Source organism: Marinobacter sp. OP 3.4 (assembly GCF_036224885.1).
Taxonomy (GTDB): Bacteria; Pseudomonadota; Gammaproteobacteria; order Pseudomonadales; family Oleiphilaceae; genus Marinobacter.
Genome location: NZ_JAVVLT010000040.1, coordinates 23,900 through 46,698, shown reverse-complemented (window position 1 = coordinate 46,698; position 22,799 = coordinate 23,900). Strand labels below are relative to the sequence as shown.

General features: G+C 56.9%; 25 protein-coding genes. 16 read left to right on the top strand and 9 right to left on the bottom strand.

Annotated features, from left to right (window positions below):
• Positions 1-140: 140 nt before the first annotated feature.
• The 4 genes from RO069_RS07890 to RO069_RS07875 all read right to left on the bottom strand — a co-directional run bounded on the left by RO069_RS07890 (position 141) and on the right by RO069_RS07875 (position 3,004).
• Entirely contained in the window at positions 141-545 is a 405-nt protein-coding gene (locus RO069_RS07890; protein ID WP_328186540.1) for an endonuclease domain-containing protein, read from the bottom strand.
• A gap of 341 nt (positions 546-886) precedes the next feature.
• Positions 887-1,444 (bottom strand): DUF1439 domain-containing protein, encoded by a 558-nt coding sequence (locus RO069_RS07885; protein WP_328186538.1) that lies wholly within the window; start codon positions 1,442-1,444, stop codon positions 887-889.
• 88 nt (positions 1,445-1,532) lie between these two features.
• On the bottom strand, positions 1,533-1,718 hold the full coding sequence (locus RO069_RS07880; protein WP_328186537.1) for a CPXCG motif-containing cysteine-rich protein: 186 nt from the start codon (positions 1,716-1,718) through the stop codon (positions 1,533-1,535).
• 62 nt (positions 1,719-1,780) lie between these two features.
• On the bottom strand, positions 1,781-3,004 hold the full coding sequence (locus RO069_RS07875; RefSeq protein ID WP_328186535.1) for a pyridoxal phosphate-dependent aminotransferase: 1,224 nt from the start codon (positions 3,002-3,004) through the stop codon (positions 1,781-1,783).
• A 227-nt stretch (positions 3,005-3,231) separates the two neighbouring features.
• Here RO069_RS07875 and RO069_RS07870 point away from each other — a divergent pair, with 227 nt between their 5' ends.
• Positions 3,232-4,212, top strand: a complete 981-nt coding sequence (locus tag RO069_RS07870) for a D-2-hydroxyacid dehydrogenase (protein WP_328186533.1) — start codon at positions 3,232-3,234, stop codon at positions 4,210-4,212.
• 168 nt (positions 4,213-4,380) lie between these two features.
• Here RO069_RS07870 and RO069_RS07865 read toward each other — a convergent pair whose 3' ends face one another.
• The 3 genes from RO069_RS07865 to pilB are packed head-to-tail and all read right to left on the bottom strand — an operon-like array spanning position 4,381 to position 8,213.
• The gene (locus RO069_RS07865; RefSeq protein ID WP_328186531.1) at positions 4,381-5,268 is read right to left on the bottom strand and encodes a prepilin peptidase; all 888 of its coding nucleotides are present in this window, start codon (positions 5,266-5,268) and stop codon (positions 4,381-4,383) included.
• Positions 5,269-6,495, bottom strand: a complete 1,227-nt coding sequence (locus RO069_RS07860) for a type II secretion system F family protein (RefSeq protein WP_328186529.1) — start codon at positions 6,493-6,495, stop codon at positions 5,269-5,271.
• A gap of 2 nt (positions 6,496-6,497) precedes the next feature.
• Positions 6,498-8,213: a type IV-A pilus assembly ATPase PilB gene (gene pilB / locus RO069_RS07855; RefSeq protein ID WP_328186528.1), complete on the bottom strand. Its 1,716-nt coding sequence runs from the start codon at positions 8,211-8,213 to the stop codon at positions 6,498-6,500.
• Between the two features lie 396 nt (positions 8,214-8,609).
• Here pilB and RO069_RS22100 point away from each other — a divergent pair, with 396 nt between their 5' ends.
• From RO069_RS22100 to RO069_RS07815, 8 genes are all read left to right on the top strand, one after another.
• Entirely contained in the window at positions 8,610-8,969 is a 360-nt protein-coding gene (locus RO069_RS22100) for a prepilin-type N-terminal cleavage/methylation domain-containing protein (RefSeq protein ID WP_442915353.1), read from the top strand.
• Positions 8,970-9,069: 100 nt separating this feature from the next.
• On the top strand, positions 9,070-10,539 hold the full coding sequence (locus RO069_RS07845) for an O-antigen ligase family protein (RefSeq protein WP_328186526.1): 1,470 nt from the start codon (positions 9,070-9,072) through the stop codon (positions 10,537-10,539).
• A gap of 160 nt (positions 10,540-10,699) precedes the next feature.
• Positions 10,700-11,464, top strand: coding sequence for a 3'(2'),5'-bisphosphate nucleotidase CysQ (cysQ, locus tag RO069_RS07840; protein WP_328186524.1), 765 nt, complete (start codon positions 10,700-10,702; stop codon positions 11,462-11,464).
• A 35-nt stretch (positions 11,465-11,499) separates the two neighbouring features.
• Positions 11,500-11,796 carry a type II toxin-antitoxin system ParD family antitoxin gene (locus tag RO069_RS07835; protein WP_328186522.1) on the top strand — a complete coding sequence of 99 codons (297 nt, stop codon included), beginning with the start codon at positions 11,500-11,502 and terminating at the stop codon, positions 11,794-11,796.
• A gap of 8 nt (positions 11,797-11,804) precedes the next feature.
• The gene (locus RO069_RS07830) at positions 11,805-12,092 is read left to right on the top strand and encodes a type II toxin-antitoxin system RelE/ParE family toxin (protein ID WP_328186520.1); all 288 of its coding nucleotides are present in this window, start codon (positions 11,805-11,807) and stop codon (positions 12,090-12,092) included.
• 100 nt (positions 12,093-12,192) lie between these two features.
• Positions 12,193-12,525 (top strand): nucleotidyltransferase family protein, encoded by a 333-nt coding sequence (locus tag RO069_RS07825; protein WP_328186518.1) that lies wholly within the window; start codon positions 12,193-12,195, stop codon positions 12,523-12,525.
• A 321-nt stretch (positions 12,526-12,846) separates the two neighbouring features.
• Positions 12,847-14,205: a fibronectin type III domain-containing protein gene (locus RO069_RS07820; protein WP_328186516.1), complete on the top strand. Its 1,359-nt coding sequence runs from the start codon at positions 12,847-12,849 to the stop codon at positions 14,203-14,205.
• Positions 14,206-14,343: 138 nt separating this feature from the next.
• On the top strand, positions 14,344-14,577 hold the full coding sequence (locus RO069_RS07815) for a type II toxin-antitoxin system Phd/YefM family antitoxin (RefSeq protein ID WP_328186514.1): 234 nt from the start codon (positions 14,344-14,346) through the stop codon (positions 14,575-14,577).
• Between the two features lie 139 nt (positions 14,578-14,716).
• Here RO069_RS07815 and RO069_RS07810 read toward each other — a convergent pair whose 3' ends face one another.
• Positions 14,717-14,929, bottom strand: a complete 213-nt coding sequence (locus RO069_RS07810) for a hypothetical protein (protein WP_328186512.1) — start codon at positions 14,927-14,929, stop codon at positions 14,717-14,719.
• Between the two features lie 70 nt (positions 14,930-14,999).
• The gene (gene rfaH / locus RO069_RS07805) at positions 15,000-15,473 is read right to left on the bottom strand and encodes a transcription/translation regulatory transformer protein RfaH (protein WP_328186511.1); all 474 of its coding nucleotides are present in this window, start codon (positions 15,471-15,473) and stop codon (positions 15,000-15,002) included.
• A gap of 398 nt (positions 15,474-15,871) precedes the next feature.
• On the opposite strand from rfaH, the gene RO069_RS07800 reads away from it, so the two are divergent.
• The 7 genes from RO069_RS07800 to pseH all read left to right on the top strand — a co-directional run bounded on the left by RO069_RS07800 (position 15,872) and on the right by pseH (position 22,796).
• The gene (locus tag RO069_RS07800; RefSeq protein WP_328186510.1) at positions 15,872-17,152 is read left to right on the top strand and encodes a Wzz/FepE/Etk N-terminal domain-containing protein; all 1,281 of its coding nucleotides are present in this window, start codon (positions 15,872-15,874) and stop codon (positions 17,150-17,152) included.
• Positions 17,153-17,224: 72 nt separating this feature from the next.
• Positions 17,225-18,010, top strand: a complete 786-nt coding sequence (locus RO069_RS07795) for a Wzz/FepE/Etk N-terminal domain-containing protein (protein ID WP_328186508.1) — start codon at positions 17,225-17,227, stop codon at positions 18,008-18,010.
• 269 nt (positions 18,011-18,279) lie between these two features.
• Positions 18,280-19,278, top strand: a complete 999-nt coding sequence (gene pseB / locus RO069_RS07790) for a UDP-N-acetylglucosamine 4,6-dehydratase (inverting) (RefSeq protein ID WP_328186507.1) — start codon at positions 18,280-18,282, stop codon at positions 19,276-19,278.
• 2 nt (positions 19,279-19,280) lie between these two features.
• Positions 19,281-20,450: a UDP-4-amino-4,6-dideoxy-N-acetyl-beta-L-altrosamine transaminase gene (gene pseC, locus RO069_RS07785; RefSeq protein ID WP_328186505.1), complete on the top strand. Its 1,170-nt coding sequence runs from the start codon at positions 19,281-19,283 to the stop codon at positions 20,448-20,450.
• Complete coding sequence (gene pseF, locus RO069_RS07780; RefSeq protein ID WP_328186504.1) at positions 20,451-21,155, top strand: pseudaminic acid cytidylyltransferase; 705 nt, start codon at positions 20,451-20,453, stop codon at positions 21,153-21,155.
• On the top strand, positions 21,152-22,264 hold the full coding sequence (gene pseG / locus RO069_RS07775) for a UDP-2,4-diacetamido-2,4,6-trideoxy-beta-L-altropyranose hydrolase (protein WP_328186503.1): 1,113 nt from the start codon (positions 21,152-21,154) through the stop codon (positions 22,262-22,264). Before pseF ends, pseG begins: the two co-directional genes overlap by 4 nt.
• Positions 22,251-22,796 (top strand): UDP-4-amino-4,6-dideoxy-N-acetyl-beta-L-altrosamine N-acetyltransferase, encoded by a 546-nt coding sequence (pseH, locus tag RO069_RS07770; protein ID WP_328186502.1) that lies wholly within the window; start codon positions 22,251-22,253, stop codon positions 22,794-22,796. Before pseG ends, pseH begins: the two co-directional genes overlap by 14 nt.
• The last annotated feature ends 3 nt before the right edge of the window (positions 22,797-22,799 follow it).

Genomic DNA, 22,799 nt, shown 5'->3' with positions numbered 1-22,799 from the left:
AGCCAGCACCCGCCACCATCGCTTGCGTCTTGATCTCCCTCTCCCCTGGAGGGAGAGGGCCGGGGAGAGGGGGAGGAGCCGGACTGCGGAGTTGCTATCTCCACCCTCTCCCCACCCCCTCTCCCGTCAAGGGAGAGGGGCTAAAGCCGGCGCCCGCCACCATTACTCGCGCCCTGATCCCCCTCTCCCCTGGAGGGAGAGGGCTGGGGAGAGGGGGAGGCGCGAAGCGCCCGATAAACCTCTTCCAGAACCACGTCAGTTTGGCGAAGGATATCGTGGTTCCAGAATCTCAGAACCCGAAACCCTTTCCGAGTCAGCCAGGCATCCCGTTCAGAGTCATTGTCGCACCCGTTATGCTGACCACCATCCGCTTCCACAATTATTTGATGCTTAAGCTCAACGAAGTCAACCACATAGGGTCCAATAGGATGTTGCCTTCTGAACTTGGCACCTTCGATCCTTTTGGCGCGTAAGTGACGCCAAAGCAAGTGCTCCGCATCCGTCATGTTGCTACGCAGGTTTTTGGCGAACTTCCTTTGTTCCATATATTGCCTTCCTTGATCGGAGGTGGAGTCTCCACCCTCTCCCCACCCCCTCTCCCGTCAAGGGAGAGGGGCTAAAGCCGACGCCCGCCACCATCGCTTGCGTCCTGATCTCCCTCTCCCCTGGAGGGGGAGGGCCGGGGAGAGGGGGAGGAGCCGAACTGCGGAGTTGCTATCTCCACCCTCTCCCCAACCCCTCTCCCGTCAAGGGAGAGGGGCTAAAGCCGGCGCCCGCCACCGTCGCTCGCGCCCTAGTTCCCCTTTCCCCTGGAGGGAGAGGGCCGGAGAGGAGGTCGGACTGCGGAGTTGGCGTCTCCACCCTCTCCCGTGAAGGGAGTGGGCTATCAGCGCTTCACGAACTCCAGCCGGCCCTGGGCCACGCGGAGATCCATATCCGTCATCCCCATCACCCGGGCGCCGAGGCTGGTGCCATCCAGCCGGTAGACGGGCACGGTCTCCAGCAACTGGGCCACCACCCGCATGACGTTCTCGGTGACCGGGGCCAGTTCACCGCTGCTGAAGTAGGGCGTGTCCACGCTGCTTTCCAGCAGCTTCAGACGGCGGATGTAGATGGCCTGTTCCTCGCTGTCGTACACCGGTGAGCCCTCCACCTTGAGGGACAGGTCCGCGGGTATCTTCGCCATCAGCGCATTCAGGGCCACCTGGCCGGACAGGTCGATCACCGCGACATCGCGGCCATCGGGCCCCAGGGTGATATCCGCCCTGTCCAGTGACAGGCTCAGGGGAGAGCCGGCCTGGAGTTGCTGCCGGTCATAGTTGCTCACCGCATCCTGCAGGTGTCGCTCGAGGGTGGATTCGCTGATGGTCAGGGGAGAGAAGCCGGCACAGCCGGTGATCAGCACGCTGGTGAGAATCAGGGCCAGTACAGCACGAACAGTCATGACATTTCCTGTGGCAGTGATAGGTGTTTATAGGGTCTCCGAGGCCGGTTCCGGAGGCAAGCGGAGATGCCGCCAAAAGCGTTACACCTTAGTCATTCTCCGGGGTCGCGGTGAGGTGCAGCTCTTCGTCTTCATCGAACCAGGCATGGATCAGGATCGGCTGGCAGCAGACCTGGCAGTCCTCCACATATTCCTGGTCCCGGACACTCGGGTCCACGAAGACCTCCAGCTGCTCCCAGCAATAGGGGCATTGCAGGACGGCGGGTTCCAGCATGGCATAATCACCCTGCCGGGGGGGGGGGGTAAACGCCAGCCCCCGGCGTTGTCAGTGGTGTATCAGAACTGCTGTTTGGCCATCCATGGGATAATGCGGTCGAAGGCCTCCTCCAGCCTCTCACAGGTGGTGGAGAAGCTCAGGCGAAGGGCACTCTGGGTGTGCTCGCCGAAGGCATCGCCGGGCACCGTGCACACGCCGGTTTCCTTGAGCATCCGCAGGGCCAGGTCCGACCCGTCCACATGGGGCGGCAGGTTGGGGAAGGCGAAGAAGGCGCCCCCGGGCTTGTAGCCGGTCAGGTGGGGCGTCTGGTCGATCAGCTCGACGATCTTGTCCCGGCGTTCCCGGTAGATACCCACCATATCCCGGATGCATTGCTGGTCACCGGTCAGGGCGGCAACGCCGGCAAACTGGGCCGGGGTGTTGGCCACCGAGGTGGTGAACATGTGGTACCGGCGCAGGCTCTTGATGGTGGCCTGACTGGAGATCACCCAGCCTACCCGCAGCCCCGCCATGCTGTAGGTCTTGGAGAAGCTGCTGATGCACATGATGTTGTCCAGGTCCACCGCGCAGTTGAGGACACTGGCATAATCATCGTCGTCGAAGATCAGGTGGTCATAGACCTCATCGGAAAAGATCTGGATCCCCCGGTAGGCGCATTCCTCCACGATGGTCTCGATGGTGGAGCGCGGGTAGACGGCGCCAGTGGGGTTGTTGGGGGAGTTCAGGACCAGGGCGAAGGTGCGCGAGCCCATGGCCCGGATCACCTCGTCCGGGTCAAGCTGGTGATCGTTCTCCGCCCGGGTGGGAATGTACTTCACCTCGCCACCGTTCATGCGGATCAGCGGCGCGTACAGCAGGAACGTGGGGTCGGTGATAATGAACTGCCGCCCCGGCTGCGCCGTGGAGGTGATGGCCAGGTACATGGCCTCGGTGGCACCGCTGGTGATCAGGATGTTGTCCCGGGTCAGTTTACGGCCGTAGCGCTTGCCGTAGTAGTCCCGCAGGGCCACCAGCAGTTCCGGCAGGCCGGCGTCCATGGTGTAGCCGGTCTGGCCCGCGTTGAGGGCGTCCACGTAGGCGTCGATCACATGCTTGGGGGTCGGCAGGTCCGGCTGCCCGATGGACAGGTGGATGACGTCCTTCATGGTGGCCGCCATGTTCACCATCCGACGGATACCAGGCACCGGAATCGCCTGCATGGCGGGGTTCCAGGACGCTTTTGCCTTGCGATACTTCACCTTGCGCGGCTGGGTTTGCCCGGTATCTCTTGCAGCCTCTGCCATAAGCACCTCTCACTGCCATGGGTTGTATTGCGGCAAGGCCCTGGGCCGGGCCTGCCAGCGGATCTGTAGCGCCTTTCTTCCTTCTCGCAGAGTAGTCCACGACACAATCCGGGTACAAGAGGCATCAGACCTTTTTCTGACGATCCCACTGACAGGTTTGACCCCGCATGGTCCAGCGGCCAAACTCATTTCAGGTTATACCCCGTCGTCAGGAGGATCCGACACCCATGAGCCAACAGCAGAAGCCGATCATCACCGTACTCACCGCCCCGGGGGAAGACGCCCCCCCGGGCATCGACGCCGTGAAGGCCCGTGGCGAGGTTCGCTTTGCGTGGGACGAAGCTACGCTGCGAGAGGCCTTGCCCGGCAGCCAGGTGATGATGGTGACGGATTTCCGCACGGAGGCCCTGGAGGCCGCCTGGTCCTGTGCCGACCGGCTGGAGTGGATCCACGCCACCAGCGCGGGGGTGGACGCACTCATGTTCCCGGCACTGATCGACAGTGATGTGACCGTCACCAACGCCCGTGGCATCTTCGATCGCAGTATCGCCGAGTACGTGCTGTGCACCATGCTGATGTTCGCCAAGGACTTTCCCCGGTCCATGCGGCTGCAGGCCGGCCACAAGTGGAAGCACCGGGATACCGAGCGGGCAGAGGGCAGTGAGGTACTGGTGGTGGGCGCCGGCTCCATCGGCCGTCAGATCGCACGGCTGGCCCGGGCCATTGGCATGAACCCCCACGGTATCGCCCGCCGGGCCCGAAGTGACGATGATGATTTCATCGCCGTGCACGCCAACGAGCAGCTCTTCGACCAGTTGGCGGTGGCGGATTTCGTGGTGATCGCCGCACCCCTGACGCCGCAGACAGAGGGCCTGTTCGACCAGAAAGCCTTCAAGGCCATGAAGAACAGCGCCCGCCTGATCAACATCGGCCGCGGCCCCATCGTCAACACCAAGGACCTGATCGACGCCCTCAACAAGGGGGATATCGCCGGCGCCGCCCTGGATGTGTTCGAGGAAGAGCCGCTACCGGAGGATCATCCCCTGTGGGAAATGGGCAACGTCATCCTCACGCCCCACATGTCAGGCGACTTCATCGGCTGGCGCCGGGCCCTGACGGACCAATTCCTGGAGAACTTCGACCGGTGGCATCAGGGGGGAGAGTTGTTCAATAACGTGGACAAGAAGCTGGGTTACGCGGGCAGTTAACCCCCCCCCCAAGCGTCCGTCGTACATCCCCTCTCCCCTGGAGGGAGAGGGCCAGGGAGAGGGGGAGCGCCCGCAGGGCGCCAGAGCTGGACGAAGGAGTTACCATCTCCCCCCCCCCCTCTCCCTCCAGGGGAGAGGGGCTACATAAAGCTCGCGTCAGTCATCCCCTCAGGCCACACCCAGCCAGGCATACCACCCAGCCAGGATCTCATCCCCAAACCACAACGCCAGCAAACCCGCAGCCGCCAGGTAAGGCCCAAAGGGAATGGGCACATCCCGTCCATGACGATGGAATACCATCAGGCTTATGCCCACCACGGCACCCATCAGCGACGACAGCAAGATCACCGCCGGCAGCAGTTGCCACCCCAGCCAGGCACCAATGGCCGCCAGCAGCTTGAAATCGCCATGGCCCATGCCTTCCTTGCCGGTCACCAGCTTGAACAGCCAGTACACGGACCACAGCGACAGATAGCCAGCCACAGCGCCCCAGAAGGCACTGGTAAAGTCCGTCAGGTAGCCAAAATAGTTCAGCACCAGCCCCAGCCACATCAGGGGCAGGGTGATGTTGTCCGGCAGCAGCTGGGTGTCAAAGTCGATCATGGTCAGGGCAATCAGCGCCCAGACCAGTACAAGCGCCCACAGGGTGCCCACGGAAGGCCCCAGCAGCCATACCGTCAGCACCGAGAAAAGCGCGGTCACCGCCTCGATCAGCGGATAGCGGACCGAGATCCGGGCGCTACAGCTACTGCACTTGCCACGGAGGAACAGGTAGCTGACCACCGGAATGTTCTCCCAGGGCCGTATCCGGTGCCCACAGGAAGGGCAGGTGGACGCCGGGCGGGAGAGGGTAATGGCTTCCTCGGACTTACGGTCTCCTTCCGGAACCGACAGGAACTCCTCACACTGGCAGCGCCAATCCTGATACATCATCTTCGGCAGGCGAAAGATGACCACGTTGAGGAAGCTGCCGACGCAGAGGGAGACAAAAAGAACAACCAGTGACAGAAGCCACTGGTTGCTGAGTAGGGTATCGAGGAACTGCTGTAGGATCATTTAGCCGACGACCTGGCCCATCTTGAAGATCGGCAGGTACATGGCAACGATCAGGCCGCCAACCAGCACGCCGAGAACCGACATGATCAGGGGCTCCATCAGTGTTGTCAGGTTGTCGACCATGTCATCCACGACACCTTCGTAATGCTCGGCAACCTTGCCCAGCATCTCGTCCAGATTACCGGATTCTTCGCCGATGGCAGTCAGCTGTACGGCCATGACCGGGAAGATATCGGTTTGTCGCATGGCAGCCTGCAGTTGTACACCTGCGGATACCTCTTCCTTGATTTTTGTAATGGCGTCCCTGTACACGGCGTTACCGGTTGCGCCCGCCACGGAATCCAGGGCATCCACCAGTGGCACCCCGGAAGCAAACGTTGTCGACAGTACCCTGCCAAACTTGGCGACAGCGGACTTATCGATGATTTCGCCGACAATGGGCAACTTCAGGATGTATTTATCAATGAGATCGGAGAATTTCGGTGATCGTTTCTTGGCCTGACTAAAGGATATGATGAACCCAACAATGCCCAGCAGTACCAGAAACCACCATTGCTGCATCCACTCAGACAAGTTGATAACCATCTGGGTAAACACCGGGAGGTCGGCGCCAAAACCCTGGAACAGGCTTTCAAACTGGGGCACAACCTTGACCAGCAGAATGGCCGTCACAATGATGGCCACCACGATGACCGAGATAGGGTAGGTCATCGCCTTCTTGACCTTCTTCTTGAGCAACTCGGTCTTTTCGAGATAGGTGGCGATCCGCTCCAGCATCTGTTCCAGGGCACCTGCCTTCTCACCGGAGTCCACCAGGTTGCAGTAGAGGTCGTTAAAGTGTTTCGGCTGCCGTCGGAGTGCACCGGCGAAACTTGTGCCGGAGGCAACATCATTCCTGATGGCAATCACCAACTCCTGAAGGCCCTTGTGATCCAGGCCATCGGCCACGATATCGAAGCTCTGGACCAGCGGGACACCGGCCTTCATCATGGTGGCGAGCTGGCGGGTGAACATGGCGATGTCAAAGGGCGTAACCTTTTTGTTGCCGCCAAACAGGGGTTTTGGCTTGCGCTTGACCTTGCTGGGCATAATGCCCTGCTTGCGCAGTTGGGCCTTCACCAACGCCAGATTGGTGCCGGAGACCTCGCCTTTGGTCTTGTTGCCCTTACGGTCTTTACCTTCCCAGACATACGCCTGAAGTTTTTCTGCCTTCTGTGCCTGTGCCATGCTTAATCCTTCGTTACGCGATTGGCTTCCTCAAGACTGGTCACCCCTTCGATCACCTTGCGAAGGGCGGATTGACGCAGGTTACGGAAACCTTCTTTCTGAGCCTGGCGAGCAATTTCCAGGGAGCTGGCCTCCTCCATGATCATGTTTGCCAACGCCTCGGTTATTTTCACCACTTCGTAGATACCTACGCGGCCCTTATAGCCTCCATTGCATTTATCACAGCCCTTGGGCGTGTACAACGTGAAGCCAGTATCGATTTGTTCTTCTGTGAACCCTTCCTTCAAAAGCGTCTCTTTCGGGACATCCAGTGGCTGCTTGCAACTGCAGAGTCGCCGGCCAAGACGTTGGGCAATGATCAGGCTGACAGACGTGGCGATGTTGAACGAAGGCACCCCCATGTTCATCATCCGGGTCAGTGTTTCTGCCGCGCTATTGGTGTGAAGGGTGGATAGCACCAGGTGTCCGGTCTGGGCCGCCTTGATGGCGATATTGGCGGTTTCCAGGTCCCGGATCTCGCCCACCATGATCACGTCCGGATCCTGCCGCAGGAACGCCCTGAGGGCTTCCGCAAAGCCAAGTCCGACCTTGGTGTTGACGTTAACCTGGTTGATCCCTTCCAGGTTGATTTCAGCTGGATCTTCCGCAGTAGAGATGTTGATCTCTGGTGTATTCAGGATATTCAGGCCGGTATACAGGGATACGGTCTTGCCAGAGCCCGTGGGGCCGGTTACCAGAATCATGCCCTGAGGTTGCTTGAGGGAGTCCAGGTACATCTGCTTCTGGTCCTCTTCGTACCCCAGGGCGTCGATACCCATCTTGGCCTGACTCGCATCCAGAATCCGCAATACAATCTTTTCGCCCCACAGGGTGGGCAGCGTATTCACCCGGAAATCGATGGATTTGGTCTTGGATAGCTTCATCTTGATCCGACCGTCCTGGGGTACCCGGCGCTCGGAAATGTCTAGCTGGGCCATGATCTTGACCCGGGCTGATATCTTGGGGGCCAGCTTGACAGAGGGGCGGGACATTTCCTTCATCATGCCGTCGGTCCGGTAACGCACCCGGTAGACTTTCTCGTAGGGCTCGAAGTGGATATCCGAGGCGCCTCCACGGATGGCATCCAGCAACATCTTGTTCACATACTTAACGATAGGGGCGTCGTCTACATCGGTTGCCGCAACAACGCCTTCGTCTTCGTCCTGTTCTCCCCCTTCTGTCTCAACGCCCTCCAGGTCGGCATCGTCAAGATCACCCATCGCATCATCATGGGACTCGAGGTACTTGTCGATAGCTCCCCGCAGCGCGGCATCGTCAACCAGGATGGCATCGGTACTGAGGCCGGTATTGAATTTGATCTCATCCAGCGCCTGGATATTGGTGGGGTCCGAAACGGCGATAAATAGCCTGTTACCTCGCTTATAAAGGGGTAAAGCGTTGTGCTTGCGGACCAGCTTCTCGTCCACCAGCTTCTCTGGCAGCATCTCCGGTGTAAAGCTGCTCAGGTCCAGCACGCTGACGCCGAACTCCATGGCCGCCGCAAAGGCCAGCTTCTGGCTATCGGCCAACTGGTTTTGCACGAGATAGGTGATCAGGGGGATGCGGTTATTGGCTGCCTGGAGATAGGCATCTTTTGCGACGGCCTCATCCAGTAACCCGTCTTCCACGAAGCGTCGGGCCAGGCCGGTGAGAGTCACGTTGCTCTTGTCGGTTGCCATAGATAGTAAGCTTTCGTTGGTAAGGCACTGACAGATCGGTCAACTGCCTGCGGTGATCAGATGACACAGAGTTTAGATGGGACAAGTATGATTGGAAAGGCCAGCTGTCGACCATTTGCGTCACTCGAGCATGTGAAGGTTGTCCCAGAGTGACGTTGAGCGTCAGTATTGGACCCGGCGGGGCAGGCTGTATTGTGCCTGAGTTCAGGCTATGGTTGTTTCCGAGTTTTCAGTAATGCTCTGTTTTAGAAAGAAAAAAAGGATTTTCGATGAATTGGCACGCCTGGTGCATTTGGTTCATCAGGCTCACACCGGGTCAGGGGCGACGCTCCTCCGGGGCCGAGGCCAGCCCAACGCAAACGCAAACGCAGAGGCAGTTTTATGAACAACATGCAAATGAACCACGCACAAAAGGGTTTCACCCTGATCGAATTGATGATCGTTGTGGCGATCATCGGTATCCTGGCCGCCATCGCGATTCCGGCGTATCAGGACTACGTAGAGGATAGCCGTATCACCTCCTGTCTGGGAGAACTGAAAGCGCAAACCAACAACTGGCTGATTGAGTATTCTCAAGATCCAACCATTGCCAACTTAACCGGCGAGGAGGAAGGGTCTTGTGCTTCTATTACCGCTCCGTCCAACTCGCCGACAAACGGTGGTGCCCCTCGTGATCCCTGGACACAAGCTGTAGCCAAAGACTCGAATAACACTGTTATTACCTGTGATGGCTCTGGTAGTTGCTCTGAGAGCTGATTCTGGTCATTCAATAGAATTATCAGGTCATCAAAGGCCCGGTGGTTGATTCCCCGGGCCTTTGTCGTTTCTGCTTTTCAATTTTTGATTGAAGTTCGTTATGCGTACTACCCAAACAGTTCTGTTTTCGCTGGTCGTGGCGATGGTATTTGTGATTGTACTGTTCGCAGATCTGTTGCCGTTGCCTTTGGGGGACTATGCATCACAGCGGTTTTTACTGGTCGGGTTTCTGGCACTAGGGTGTAGCTCTGCTGTCGCGGTATGGGTGAGCCGGAACGGCTGGCAGGGGTTCAAGCGAGCATGGTCGGTATTGTTGGTTGCGGCTGGTTATATAATGCTGGCGGTACCGTTTGGAACTAATCCCCACGCCTGGGTTGAGCCCGGCATGTATGCCGCTTTCTTCTCCGGTTTCGTTTTTGTGGGGAATCTCGCGGCCGATGACACCCAAAAACATCGTTGGGTCGTTATTCTGGTTTACACGGGAGCGATTTCGGCGGCGCTCTATGGGGCTGTCACCCTGATGGTCTACCTGTTTGCACTTTTGGATCAGGTGACGGACCTTTCAACCTTTATTCCCTGGGGCTTCGTTAACATCCGTTACTGGAGTCATGTTGCCACCTGGTTGATACCGTTGCTTGCGCTGGCATCGTTGGTTGGCCCTTTCCAGAAGCAAAGGTTGTGGCAGTTCTGTTGTGCTATGGGGGCCACCCTTTGGTGGTGGGTTGTGCTCCTCTCCTCTGCCCGCGGCACCATGCTGGGGCTTGCGTTTGGCGCACTGGTAGCGGTCAGCTGTGTAGGGCGCCCGGCACTGCCCTGGCTGAAAGTGTTCCTGCGGTACCTGGCTTATGGCGTAGTTGCGTGGCTGTTGCTTTCGGTGCTGGTTCCGGCGCTGCTGTTGAATGAAGCGAGCCTTCGCAACCTTCATGCAGGCAGCGCCGGCAGACTACCGATGTTTATTGAAGCCTGGCGAATGAGCTTGGAAAACTTCCCGTTGGGCTTGGGGCCTCAGTCATGGCTGACCCACGACATCCTCACTGAAGACTATCTACGGCGTTCCAAACCCGGCCACCCACACAATATGTATCTGATGTGGGCGGCTGAATATGGCTGGCTGATGATGGCGGCCATTCTGGTTCTGGCTGGCCAGGCTATCCGGCTGTTCTGGCAACGGCGGGCTGAAGTTCGCGCTCAAAGTTCAGGCGAACAGGCGCTCCCACTGGCCGCTTTTACCGCTTCGGTATCAGCTGCCTTGTTGCATGCGGGGGTATCCGCCGTATTTATGGCACCGGGTTCCATGTTAATTGGCTTTTTGGTGCTCACGGTTTTCTGGGCCTTGATTTCACCTAATACACAGGCTGCCCCCAGGAAATCGAAAGGAAGAGCGCTGGCTGCGATTGTGGCCGGGGTAACCCTCGGTATTCTGGCCTGTTTTTGGCTCCGTGAGGTCACGGTGTATTACCACGCTATGGTGGAGGACCGTGACCATCACTTTGATAGCGTGCCGTACGGGACCCCTCCCCGGTTCTGGTATTACGGCAATTTTCCACGCCATCCAAGCCAGATGCCGTAGTGGCGAATCTGTCCCTATGACTTGCCCGGGAGAATGCACCGTGTATCTGGTGTCGAACAACACGAGATGGTCCTGGGGCAGAACCCGGGTTCGGTCTGTGGGGTGATCATCAGGAGCCGGATATGAAACAATAAGCCCCAAACCTCAGACAGGACGACCTATGAACCACGCCTCCCTCCTGGACAACCTCCTCCAAATCGCCGACACCGCCAGCGAAAGGGTCATGGCCATCTACCAGACCGATTTCGAGGTGAATACCAAGGAAGACGACAGCCCCATTACCGCCGCCGATATCGCCAGCCACCACGTTATCGTGGATGGCCTGAAGGCGCTGACGCCGTATATCCCCATCCTCTCGGAAGAATCCGCCAACGCCCCCTGGGACGAGCGCAAGCACTGGATCCGCTTCTGGCTGGTGGACCCGATTGACGGCACCAAGGATTTCACCAATCGCACAGGGGAATTCACCGTCAACATCGCCCTGATCGAGAATGGCGAGCCGGTGATGGGCGTGGTCACCGCCCCGGCCCTGGGTGAAGCCTACTGGGGCATCAAGGGGCAGGGCGCTTGGAAGCGGGAGGCGGATGGCGTTACCCGTAAACTGCAGGTGGTGGAGCCGCCGGAAGCGGTGCGCACCGTCGCCAGCAAGAACCACCTGAACCAGGAAACCCGCGACTTCATCGAGCAACTGGGTAAGCATGAACTGGTCCAGGCCGGCAGCAGTCTCAAGTTCTGTCGTATCGCCGAGGGCAAGGCCGATATCTATCCCCGCCTTGGGCCAACCTGCGAATGGGATACCGGAGCGGCCCATGCGGTGCTGGCCGCCGCCGGCGGAAAGGTCAACAAGCTGGATGGCACGCCGTTGCTCTATGGCAAGGAGGATGTGCTGAATCCCTATTTTGTGGCTTCCGGTGCCTGGTACTGATTGCTCTAGTGAATCCGAAATCGGTGCTTTCCAGAATGGCAAAAATTGGCAATAATTGCCATTCAGGTAAAGTAGAAACGCTGGAGGTGCCCATGGCCACAATGAATGTATCGCTGCCGGAACCAATGAAAGACTGGGTCGAGGCCCAGACCCGAACAGGTCGATACGCCAATACCAGCGATTATGTAAGGGACCTGATCAGAAAGGACCAGGACAGGGCTGATAAGATCGCCAGAATGCAGCAACTGGTCAATGAAGGGCTGGAAAGTGGCGACGGATCCAGAACCATGGACGAACTACGTGAACACGCACTAAGGATGGCCAAAGGATAGCCCCGCCAATGGACTATGTGCTCAGCCGGAAAGCTGAAGAAGATGTCGTCAGTATTTTTCTGGAAGGAACCGTTGAATTTGGTGTCGATCAGGCGGATCGCTACCACAAAAAACTGGAAGAGAGCTTCCGCTTTCTGGCATCAAACCCCCTTGCAGCTCCCGAGCGCACGGAACTGAGCCCTCCAGTGCGGGTGCATCCGGTTGGTGTGCATATAATCGTTTATCGACTGGAGCCTCAGTCGGACCGTGTGCTGATCATCCGCATCAGGCATGGCAAAGAGGATTGGCTAAGTTGAGAGTATGGTAGGGTTGACTGACAGGTAACAGCAGGGTGGTTACGGATGGATAACGAAGACATCAGGTGGTTGCAGCGCCTGCGCGCACAGGCGACAAAGCATGGCATCGGCTGAATCACCCGCGACGGGCCACTCAACGGGTCTGCCTGACAATGTTCTCCAGGATCTTCAACGTATTTTTGCAAATCATCCGGTCGTGGAACGTGTGGTGTTGTATGGTTCCCGGGCTAAAGGTAATTTTCGCCCCAATTCTGGCATAGACCTGATGGTCATCGCGCCGAAAATCTCCTGGCGCGAGTTTAATCAGATGGAGACCGAAATCGATGACCTCCTTCTGCCCTGGAAGGTGGACCTTGCCCTGGAGCACCAGGTTGAAAATGATGAGTTACTGGCGCACGTGCGGCGTGTCGGTATTCCGCTTGACGACCGGTGAACGCCAGGAGCCCTGGTTTCGGTATGTGGGCTGATCACCAGGACCCGGGTGCGGGGCAGGTTATACACGCTGAAAGCGGAACACCCTGCATGGTTCAAGCGGATCGGGAGGAGTTTGCGATCGTTATCGTGTTGGGCAGGCGTAAGCGAGCTGCTGTAGAACAACTCAGCTACCCGTTGTAACCAGAAATTGCCCACTATTACAGTACGTTACAATGCCAAAAAACCGACGGAAACAACGTCTGAAAACGGCAACCGGATAACAGTATTGAACGACCAGGAGCCCTAGGATGGAACCTCGACGTTTCTCCGGAGGTGCCCCATGGTTGTCGCCCGACTCACTGCCGCTTTACTGATTGCCACCTTGTCCCTGTTGCTGGGTGCCTGTGGGGGCGGTGGCAGTGGTGCCGGGAGTTCTTCCTCGGGCACCTCGGCTTCATCCGACGCCCCGGAGCCGGATGAAGACCGCTCCGTGACGATATCCGGCTACGCCGTCAAGGGCGTTATTTCGGAGGGTATTATCACTGCCTGGGTGCTGGATTCCGACGGCGCCTTCGTCCGGGTAGGGGAGCCGGTTCGCAGCGACGAGCGCGGTTATTACGACCTGGCTGTCCCGGCTGGACACGACCTTATCAAGCTTGAACTGACCAGCGACGGCAATACCCGTATGCGCTGTGATGCTGTCGACGGCTGCCAGGGTTATGGCGGCTCGGCCGCGGCCGCCTTCGGTGAAGACTTCTGGCCCGGCCCTAACGTCCAGTTGGAAACCATAGTCGCCATTGATGGCAGTGATGGCCCCACCAGTGGACACCTGACCCCCCTCACCACCCTCAGCACCACCCTGTTCGAGGTAACCGGTGCCGGCAACGGATGGCAGGGAGTCGAGCAGGCACAACGCCAGGTAGAGGCCTGGTTCGGCCTGCAGGCAGGCGCTGTGGCGATCACCCCGGTGGACATCACCCGAGAGCTGCCCACCGACCTTGCCGTAACCGATCTGGAAGCCGCCCTGGTCAATTCCGCCTTCCTGGGGCTGGCGGAGGAATTTCCGGTGGAAGGGGTGCAGGGGGTGATCGATGCTTTTCGCCAACAGCTCATGAACACCGGCGAGATAGCCCCTGACGATACGAATGGACAGCCAGGCAGCGACCGCATCAGGGCGCACGCGGCAATGCACGCCTATACCCTGGCTGAAAGCGAAACCAATACAGACACGCTGTTGTCGGCGGCGGAACGTCTGGTTGGCACCATGGACGATCCGGTTAACGCAGGCACACCACCGGACGACCAGCCGGCATCCGGCGACGATGGTGCAACAACCGAAGACGAGCCCGACACCGCACCAGAACCCGAGGAGGACCTGGTCCAGCAACCCGCGCCGGAGCCGACGCCTGAACCCCCACCGGAAACCGCCGTGGCCAGGCTCTCCTGGCAGGCCCCGCTGACCCGTGAAAACGGCAACGCCCTGTCCATGGGCGAAATCGACCGGTACATCGTCCGCTATGGCACCCAGCCCGACGTGGACCAGATGACCAACGAAGTGATTGTGGAAGACGGTCAGGCCATGGAATATGAGATCACCGATCTGCAACAAGGCACCTGGTACTTCGTCATGCGCACGGTTGACCAGAATGGGCTGGAGAGTGCCTGGTCAGAGGTGGCCAGCAAGACAGTGGCCCAATAAACCCGGGTCAGACGCCGGTTTTCGAACGCCCTCGGCAGGACCGCACCAGGTGCCGTAGTGTTGGCGAAAGTGCAGCGTGCATCGCGATCAGCATCTGGTATGATAATGTTTCACAAACAAGTGAAACAGGAGGCTGCAATGGAAGCCACCACCAGAGACTTGCGGCTCAATACCAAAGAAGTGCTCTCTGCCACTCGCCGCGGCGAGGATGTGATTATCACCTACCGGGGCAAGCGCACGGCTCGTCTTGTGCCGATAGACGAAGAGCCTGCAAAGGGCAGGAACCCTGGTTTCGGTATGTGGGCTGATCATCAGGAACTGGGTGTTGACGAACAGGTTCGACGTTTCAGACAGGGAAGGCGGTTTGACTGATGCTGATAGACACGGACGTACTGATCTGGGCGTTCCGAGGAAATGAATAGGATGTAGTCCCCTTGGCCAGCCTGGGCGATGACGACAGCGGGCCGGAGTTTCTGGTTTGAAAGATCTGAGAAGGGAAAGCGGATGAGAACTACGCTTCCTTTTGCAAATGCTCCCATGCATGGTCCTCTTCCTCGTTGAGCCAGTCTTCCCGCAGGGCAGATTTTGCTGCCTGGAGGGTCTCATCCTGAGATTCGTCATCAAGTAGCGTAATCAGTACGCGCCGCTTACCTTTTATGGATACCTTCTCCAGCCACTGAATATGCCCGGATTCGTCGATAACGGCTTCTACGGTATTCATCATGTTCCTGCTCCCGGACGGGATTGATGACGGAAATTGTGACACTGCCCGGTCCCTTGAGCAAACCTTGCCCTCACAAATCCCCAAGCCGAACCTTAACTACCTGCTGCTTCTGCATAAACGAAATCAGCACAATGGCCCGCTCCTCGCCATCGTAGGCCTGGAAGATCCCCTCCACGCCCCGGAAGGGCCCATCCTGTATCCGGACCTTCTCGCCCTTTTTCAGGCCACCTTGCTCCTCAACCGCTGTCAGACCGTCGTGGATGTACGCGATCACCTCATCCGGCACGGGCATGGGTTTTCCCCCAAAGCTCACCACCCGCAGGACACCCCGGGTCGAGCGCAGCTTGCTCCATAACGGATCTGACTCATCTATATTGATAAACAGGTACCCGGGAAACAGGGGCTCCAGCCGGGAGGTGCGCTTGCCGGCACGGATGCGCTCCACCGTCACCTTGGGGTAGAAACACCGGGCATCCTGATTCTGCAGGTTTTCGAGCGCCCTGTCGCCTTGGGCGGCTTTGTGTTGGATAACGTACCAGGGCATGGCGGCAGTCCTTGCTGTCATTGATCTGTTTAACGATGCGACACAGTGAAGGTTAGTGCAATCCCTGGAGATTGCCGGGGTTGGGCTGGCCCACCGTTGAAAAGGCGCGGAGATTAACGCACCACAGGCAAAAAACAAATGCAAAACTGACCCTTTAACAAGCGTTAACCAAAACCCTTAAGAAAAGTACTGTTTTGACCAACGGTGGGTCTTGTTGTTTCTGTTTCGTAACGTAGAATTGCAACACATTTTCCGGGCATGCGGACCGGGGATGAAACTGACAATTCTTGCCATCGCCAGAACGCACCAATATCGGGTAGGTGGGGCGGTAGCGTGCCCGGGGTAGCCACCGAAACGGCACACAACAGCAAAATAACCGGAAACTCAAGAGGTACACTGTGAACGACGGCCAACAACGCCTTCGGACTGACGATGAAATCGATCTGCGCGACATCGCCTGGGCCCTTATCGAAGGCTGGCGATGGATCCTGGGCACCATGGTCGCTGTGGTCCTGCTGGCCGCTATCTATGTGTTTGCCGCAACGCCCATCTACAGCACGAACATCGTATTCGCCCCGCCTACCGACGGCCTGCGAAGCCTGAACTCATTGCCCGGTATCGACTACTCAAGGGAAGAAGTGGTTGGTGAGCTGTCGGTGCGCCTGAGCTCCTACGAGAACTTCAGCCGCTTCCTGGAAGCCAGTGAAGAGCACCGTAACCGGCTGGTGGGTGCGCTGCAGAACGTGGAAGACGAAGCCCAACTGCCGGCTGTCCAGTACCGCCTGTTCACTGAAAACCTGTCCGTCGTGAAAATGGGTAGCGGCGAAGACGATGACGACCCCAGGCGCAAACTCACACTATCCTTCAGCGACCGCATTGACGGCCCCGATTTCGCCAACCAGTACTTCCACTGGACCCGGGAAACCTTTACCGACACCCTGGTGGAACGGGCACAGCGCGCCATTGATCAGACCGTCCGCCGCAATCAGTCCAGAATGGAAGCCCTGCTGGATGCCCAGAAGGCACAGGTGGAAGCCCGCATCGCCCGCATGCAGGAAGAGGATGCCATCCGCCTGAAGCAACTGCGTGACGAACTGGACGCCGAGATAGCGTCCGTGATTGCCAGCCGGGAAGAGCGCATCCGCATCTTGCAGAATGCTGAGGCCATTGCCTCAGATATGGGCATCCAGCGCCCGACAACACCCCGTGATCTGAGCCCCCGCCAGGGTAACGCCGAGGTTGTCTATGCAGAGATCAACGCTGCCAACTCCCAGGACGGCCTGCCCCTGTACTTCATGGGCGTGGATGCCCTGAAGGCCGAGCGCCAGGTCATCGAAAACAACCTGCAACAGGAAACCAAGACCCCCGCCATCAGGCAGCTGGAAAAACAGATCGCCATACTCCAGCACAACCGGGAAATCGAGGCCCTGAAGGCCCGGGAAAGCAACGCCCCGTTTTCGGAAGAATACAATCGCCTGAGCGAGGAAAACACCCTGCTCAGGGCCAACCAGGTCGATAAAGATGAAGTCGACGTCACTCAGGTGATCAGCTGGGCCTATCGCCCCGGCAGCCCGGATTCGCCGAAAAAGTTGCTGATTCTGGCATTGTCAGTGGTTCTGGGTGGCATGTTGGGCATCGTTGTGCTGATGATCGCCCGGCTGATACGTAGCAGAAGCTAACAGTATCTTAAGAGACTGAGCCCGGCCGGGTGGCGGACAATAACGGCATCGAACCCAGGAAGGATGTAAGCGATGTCGGTCCCGAATTACGAGCAGCAGCCCGCCTACGATGACGAAATCAGTCTGGTTGACCTGGCGACAACACTCATTCGCCGCCGATATGTCATATACGCCGTGTTTGGCGGCACGGTGCTGCTGGCCTTGTTCTATGCCTTCTTTGTAATGGCGGAAGTGCGGGAATACGTCACCCTGGTCCAGTTGGGAGAAGACGACGGCAAGGCCCTGGAGTCACCATCCTCGGTTATCGCCAACGTTGAAAGCCACTGGTACCCGGACCTGCGGGGCCGGTACCGGGCTGAGAACGACACCAGGCTACCGTTTGATATCAGGGCAGAGAACCCGGAAAACACCCACCTGGTCAAGCTGACATCGAAAGCCACCGCGGAAAATGTTGAGAATGTTGAAACCCAGCACCAGGCGCTGGTGGACAGGCTGACAGAGCGGCAGACAGACCTGCTGAACCGCCAGAAACAAGAGCTGGAAGAGCGGGTGGCGTCCCTGCGGGATTACCTGGAAGAGCTCTCCGGTATGGAAGCAACCGGAGAGGCCCAGGCAGAGCTGATCCAGCAACGGGCCAGAATGCTGTCGGAGATTGAAAACACCACCAGCCGCATTGACAAGCTCCAGCCAGCCGAAGTGCTGGTGGTGGCGAGGGAAAGCGCCGAGCCTAAAGGCCCCTCCAAAGCTCTTGTGCTGGCCCTTGCCGCCGTCCTCGGCGGCATGGTGGGCATCTTCGCCGCCTTTATGGCGGAGTTTATCAGCCACGTGCGGAAGGCCATGACAGCAAACTCCCCCTGAACGGCCCACAACAACAGGGCTACGGACAATCCCAGCAAAATCGGATATCGCACACTATGTCGCTAGAGCTGACGTTACCTGCCCTTGCCACCGGCGGCATATTGATGACTACCAGAGCTTGCTAGTTGATTTTGTGGGGGGCATGGAGGCAGAAGCCTGCGGGCAGGACTTCGTCGTTTGCCGGCCCTATCCCTTGGCAACTAAAGTAGAATTTTTAAGATAGTCCGCGCTTAATCGTTTAAATTATCAGATATCCAGAGAAACTATCTATGCTAGAAAACTCCACCATTCTCGTCACCGGCGGCACCGGTTCCTTCGGCCACAAATTCATTCCCATGACTCTGGAGAAATACAACCCGAAGAAGATCATTGTGTTCTCGCGGGACGAGATGAAGCAGTGGGAAATGGCCAAGCTTTTCGAAGGGGACGATCGGCTGCGCTTTTTCATCGGTGATGTTCGAGATCGAGAGCGTATTTACCGTGCGTTGGATGGCGTGGACTACGTAGTACATGCCGCCGCTACAAAAATAGTACCCACAGCAGAGTACAACCCGTTCGAGTGTATCAAGACGAACATCAACGGCGCGATGAACCTGATCGATGCCTGCATCGACAAAAAGGTGAAGGGTGTTGTTGCCCTTTCTACCGACAAAGCCAGCAGTCCGATTAACCTTTACGGTGCAACCAAGCTCGCGTCAGACAAGGTATTTGTAGCGGGCAATTCCTACGCTGGTGGCCACGACACCAGGTTCTCGGTAGTTCGCTATGGCAACGTAATGGGTTCACGCGGCTCTGTCATTCCCTTCTTCATGTCCATTAAAGATAAGGGAGTGCTGCCGATTACTGACCCCCGCATGACCCGTTTCATGATCAGCCTGGAGCAGGGTGTCGAGTTGGTTTGGCATGCCTTTGAAGATATGGTTGGCGGCGAAATCTATGTTAAGAAAATCCCATCCATGAAGATGACAGATTTGGCCCGGGTCGTAGCGCCGGATGCCAAACAGGAGGTGGTCGGTATTCGCCCAGGTGAGAAGCTGCACGAGCAGATGATTGGCGCGGAAGACTCCCATTTTACCTATGAATACCCGGAACATTTCAAAATTCTCCCCAACATTAATGACTGGGGTACTTGCAAAGAGCGAATTAAGGACGGTAAAAAAGTACCAGAATTCTTTGTCTACTCCAGTGATAGCAATACTGAGTGGATGACCGACGCAGACCTCCAAGCCTGGATCGACCGGCACTACAACGAAATTGGTAAAATCTGATCATGATTCCGTACGGCAAGCAGGCCATTTGCCAGGCAGATATCGATGCAGTGCTTGAGGTGCTGCAGTCAGACTTTCTGACCCAGGGCCCCAAAGTGCCAGAGTTCGAAGCAAAGGTGGCCGACCACGTGGGGGCAAAGCACGCCTTGGCGGTAAACAGCGCTACCTCGGCGTTGCACATCGCATGCCTGGCCCTCGGCCTGGAGGATGGCGATTGGTTATGGACTACGCCCATTACCTTCGTGGCCTCCGCCAACTGCGGATTGTATTGCGGAGCAAAAGTGGATTTTGTGGATATCGACCCACAAACCTACAATTTGTGTCCGCAAAAGCTGGCCGAAAAACTGGAACAGGCTAAGCAGGAAGACCGCTTGCCGAAGGTGCTTGTAGCCGTTCACCTAAGCGGCCAACCCTGCGATATGGAAGCTATCCATAAGCTGGGCCAGCAATACGGCTTCCGTATTATTGAAGACGCCTCTCATGCTATCGGTGGAAAGTACAAGGGAGAGTTTATCGGTAGCGGTCGCTACAGCGACATCACGGTGTTCAGCTTCCACCCTGTGAAAATCGTTACCACAGCCGAGGGTGGCATGGCCCTGACCAACAGTGATGAGCTGGCGAGTCGTATGAATCTGCTTCGGAGTCACGGTGTAACTCGGGACCAGAGCCTGATGACCCATGAGCCGGACGGCCCTTGGTACTACCAGCAGGTGGATCTGGGTTTTAATTACCGCATGACCGAACTGCAAGCAGCACTGGGAGTAAGCCAGATGGATCGGCTGGACGCCTTCGTTGCACGCAGGCACGAACTGGCTAAACGCTATGATCATCTACTGGCATATCTGCCCGTAACCACACCTTGGCAGCACCCGGACAGCTATTCCGGTTTGCATTTATACGTGATCCGTCTGCAGTTGGATAACATCAGCAGAAATCACCGTCAGGTTTTTGAATCTCTGCGGGAACAGGGTATTGGTGTAAACCTGCATTATATCCCCGTGCACACCCAACCCTACTACCAAGCTATGGGATTCACAGCCGAGGATTTCCCGGAGGCTTTGGCTTATTACCGAGAGGCGATTAGCTTGCCGATGTTTCAGGGGATGACGGACGAGCAGCAGAAAGAGGTAATCAACGCATTAAAGTCAGCGCTTTCAACGGGTGGGGGCTAAATGAACCGAGTTGCGATAATCCCTGCCCGCGGCGGCAGCAAACGCATACCCCGTAAGAACATCAATGCCTTCTGTGGCAAGCCGATGATCGCATGGTCCATAGAAGCGGCAAAATCAAGCGGGTGCTTCGATCACATTATCGTATCCACCGATGATCATGAAATTGCAGAGGTCGCAAGAGCCTGGGGAGCAGCCACACCCTTTCTAAGGCCCGCTGAACTGTCTGATGACTATACTGGTACCTTGCCCGTCATCCGGCATGCCGTGGAATGGCTGGCTGAACACAACAACAGGGTGGATTACGCATGCTGTCTTTATGCCACTGCGCCATTTGTCTCCGCCAATAACCTGAAAAAAGGTTTTGCGCTGATACAGCAAGAGCGTTGTAGTTATGCATTTTCGGTCACCAGCTACGCCTTTCCCATTCAGCGAGCCGTCCGGATTACTGGGCGTGGCCGTGTGGCGATGTTCAACCCGGAGTACTTCAGTACTCGCTCACAGGATCTGGAAGAAGCTTGGCACGACGCTGGTCAATTCTACTGGGGAACGGCTGAAGCATGGTTAGAAGAAAAGCCGATCTTTGGCGAAGACTCAGTACCGGTCAAACTGCCCCGCCACCATGTTCAGGATATCGACACACCCGAAGACTGGGCCCGTGCGGAGTGGTTATTCAAAGCCATGCGCGCACAAACGGAGACACAATGAAAGTCGCCTTTCGTGTGGACGCCTCCGTCCAGATTGGTACAGGCCATGTCATTCGCTGCTTGACCTTGGCTGAAGATCTGCGTCGACAGGGATACCAGTGCCTGTTTATTTGTAGAAACCATGAAGGCAACCTCGCGGACTTAATCGCCCAGAAGGATTTCGAAATCCACCTGTTGCCTTCACCAGAGCAGTCGACAATGCCGGCAAATAACGAACCAGATTTGGAACATTCCTGTTGGTTAGGCGTCTCATGGCAAACTGATGCAAAGCAAACGCTTGAAGTACTTGGCTATCACAACATCGACTGGCTAATTGTTGACCATTATGCCCTTGATGCCCAATGGGAGCGCCTATTGGCCGAAGCGGTTGGTCAGATTATGGTAATAGATGACCTGGCAGATCGGGATCACCAGTGTACGGTGTTGCTGGATCAGAATGTTTTAGGCGGCGATGTGAAGCAAAGGTACGAAGCCAAGGTCAATAAGGGGTGTGAACTTTTACTGGGTCCGCACTATGCGCTGTTGCGCCCTGAGTATGAAATGTTAGCTAGGGCCTTGCCTGAACGTGACGGCAAAATATCGCGAGTGTTGGTCTTTGTGGGTGGAAGCGACCCCTATCATCTCACAGAGTGCTATCTGGATACGCTTCGGTCTAAACCGTTTGAGCACCTATTCGTCGATGTTGTGATTGGTAAGAATCATCCCTCTCCAGAAACGGTAGAGCAGTTGGTGACTAATCGTAGTAAAACGCGACTTTACTGTGGATTGCCAAGCCTGTCTGCATTGATGGTCAGGGCAGACCTGATGCTTGGTGCGGGGGGCGCGACGAACTGGGAACGGATGTGTCTTGGTTTGAACTGTATTGTTAGTAGTGTTGCTCGCAATCAAGATGAGATAAACCGGGAGCTGGGAGCTCAGGACCTCATACAGTTTCTTGGAGATGCAGAGTCCCTAAGCATGGTCGAAGTATACGAGGCCGTAAAATTTGCATTGGAGCATCCAGAATACAATCGGGTTCAATCAAATGCTATGAGAACCATTGTGGACGGACGTGGAACCCAATACGCATCACAAACCCTGAAGGATGTTCGAGATCGTGTCGCTTCGTAAAGTTGGTGAACAAGACCTGGAGTTAATGTTGAGCTGGCGGAACAATCCAGTTGTTCGGGCTAGTATGTTTTCTCAAGATGTTATTCACCTGAATCAGCATCGAGAGTGGTTTAGGCGCGAATCCGCCAAACAGGACTCAGCCTGGTTTTTGTTTATTGACGCGAATAAAAATCCTGCCGGAGTGGTTTATTTTACTAATATGGACAGGATCGCCAATCACGTTTTCTGGGGGTTTTATGCAGCGCCTGGAGCTACACCAGGTACTGGTACAAAGATGGGAATCGAAGCTTTGGATTATATCTTTGACACGGAGGGATTCCATAAAGTTAATGCTGAGGTTCTGGAAACCAACGAACGGAGCTATGCACTCCATAAAAAGCTAGGTTTCCGTATTGAAGGAACCTTCAATGACCACTACTTAGGTCGTGATGGTTATGAGAGCGTTACACGATTTGCTCTGATGGCAAGTGAGTGGTCAGATCTCCGAAAAGGATCTTTCTTTAGGAAAAATACTCTCATAGATCTCGGGTAAAAA

Coding starts and splice junctions, on each gene's coding strand:
- RO069_RS07890 (WP_328186540.1), bottom strand. CDS start 545: ATGGAACAAAGGAAGTTCGCCAAAAACCTGCGTAGCAACATGACGGAT.
- RO069_RS07885 (WP_328186538.1), bottom strand. CDS start 1,444: ATGACTGTTCGTGCTGTACTGGCCCTGATTCTCACCAGCGTGCTGATC.
- RO069_RS07880 (WP_328186537.1), bottom strand. CDS start 1,718: ATGCTGGAACCCGCCGTCCTGCAATGCCCCTATTGCTGGGAGCAGCTG.
- RO069_RS07875 (WP_328186535.1), bottom strand. CDS start 3,004: ATGGCAGAGGCTGCAAGAGATACCGGGCAAACCCAGCCGCGCAAGGTG.
- RO069_RS07870 (WP_328186533.1), top strand. CDS start 3,232: ATGAGCCAACAGCAGAAGCCGATCATCACCGTACTCACCGCCCCGGGG.
- RO069_RS07865 (WP_328186531.1), bottom strand. CDS start 5,268: ATGATCCTACAGCAGTTCCTCGATACCCTACTCAGCAACCAGTGGCTT.
- RO069_RS07860 (WP_328186529.1), bottom strand. CDS start 6,495: ATGGCACAGGCACAGAAGGCAGAAAAACTTCAGGCGTATGTCTGGGAA.
- pilB (WP_328186528.1), bottom strand. CDS start 8,213: ATGGCAACCGACAAGAGCAACGTGACTCTCACCGGCCTGGCCCGACGC.
- RO069_RS22100 (WP_442915353.1), top strand. CDS start 8,610: ATGAACCACGCACAAAAGGGTTTCACCCTGATCGAATTGATGATCGTT.
- RO069_RS07845 (WP_328186526.1), top strand. CDS start 9,070: ATGCGTACTACCCAAACAGTTCTGTTTTCGCTGGTCGTGGCGATGGTA.
- cysQ (WP_328186524.1), top strand. CDS start 10,700: ATGAACCACGCCTCCCTCCTGGACAACCTCCTCCAAATCGCCGACACC.
- RO069_RS07835 (WP_328186522.1), top strand. CDS start 11,500: ATGGCAAAAATTGGCAATAATTGCCATTCAGGTAAAGTAGAAACGCTG.
- RO069_RS07830 (WP_328186520.1), top strand. CDS start 11,805: ATGGACTATGTGCTCAGCCGGAAAGCTGAAGAAGATGTCGTCAGTATT.
- RO069_RS07825 (WP_328186518.1), top strand. CDS start 12,193: ATGGCATCGGCTGAATCACCCGCGACGGGCCACTCAACGGGTCTGCCT.
- RO069_RS07820 (WP_328186516.1), top strand. CDS start 12,847: ATGGTTGTCGCCCGACTCACTGCCGCTTTACTGATTGCCACCTTGTCC.
- RO069_RS07815 (WP_328186514.1), top strand. CDS start 14,344: ATGGAAGCCACCACCAGAGACTTGCGGCTCAATACCAAAGAAGTGCTC.
- RO069_RS07810 (WP_328186512.1), bottom strand. CDS start 14,929: ATGATGAATACCGTAGAAGCCGTTATCGACGAATCCGGGCATATTCAG.
- rfaH (WP_328186511.1), bottom strand. CDS start 15,473: ATGCCCTGGTACGTTATCCAACACAAAGCCGCCCAAGGCGACAGGGCG.
- RO069_RS07795 (WP_328186508.1), top strand. CDS start 17,225: ATGTCGGTCCCGAATTACGAGCAGCAGCCCGCCTACGATGACGAAATC.
- pseB (WP_328186507.1), top strand. CDS start 18,280: ATGCTAGAAAACTCCACCATTCTCGTCACCGGCGGCACCGGTTCCTTC.
- pseC (WP_328186505.1), top strand. CDS start 19,281: ATGATTCCGTACGGCAAGCAGGCCATTTGCCAGGCAGATATCGATGCA.
- pseF (WP_328186504.1), top strand. CDS start 20,451: ATGAACCGAGTTGCGATAATCCCTGCCCGCGGCGGCAGCAAACGCATA.
- pseG (WP_328186503.1), top strand. CDS start 21,152: ATGAAAGTCGCCTTTCGTGTGGACGCCTCCGTCCAGATTGGTACAGGC.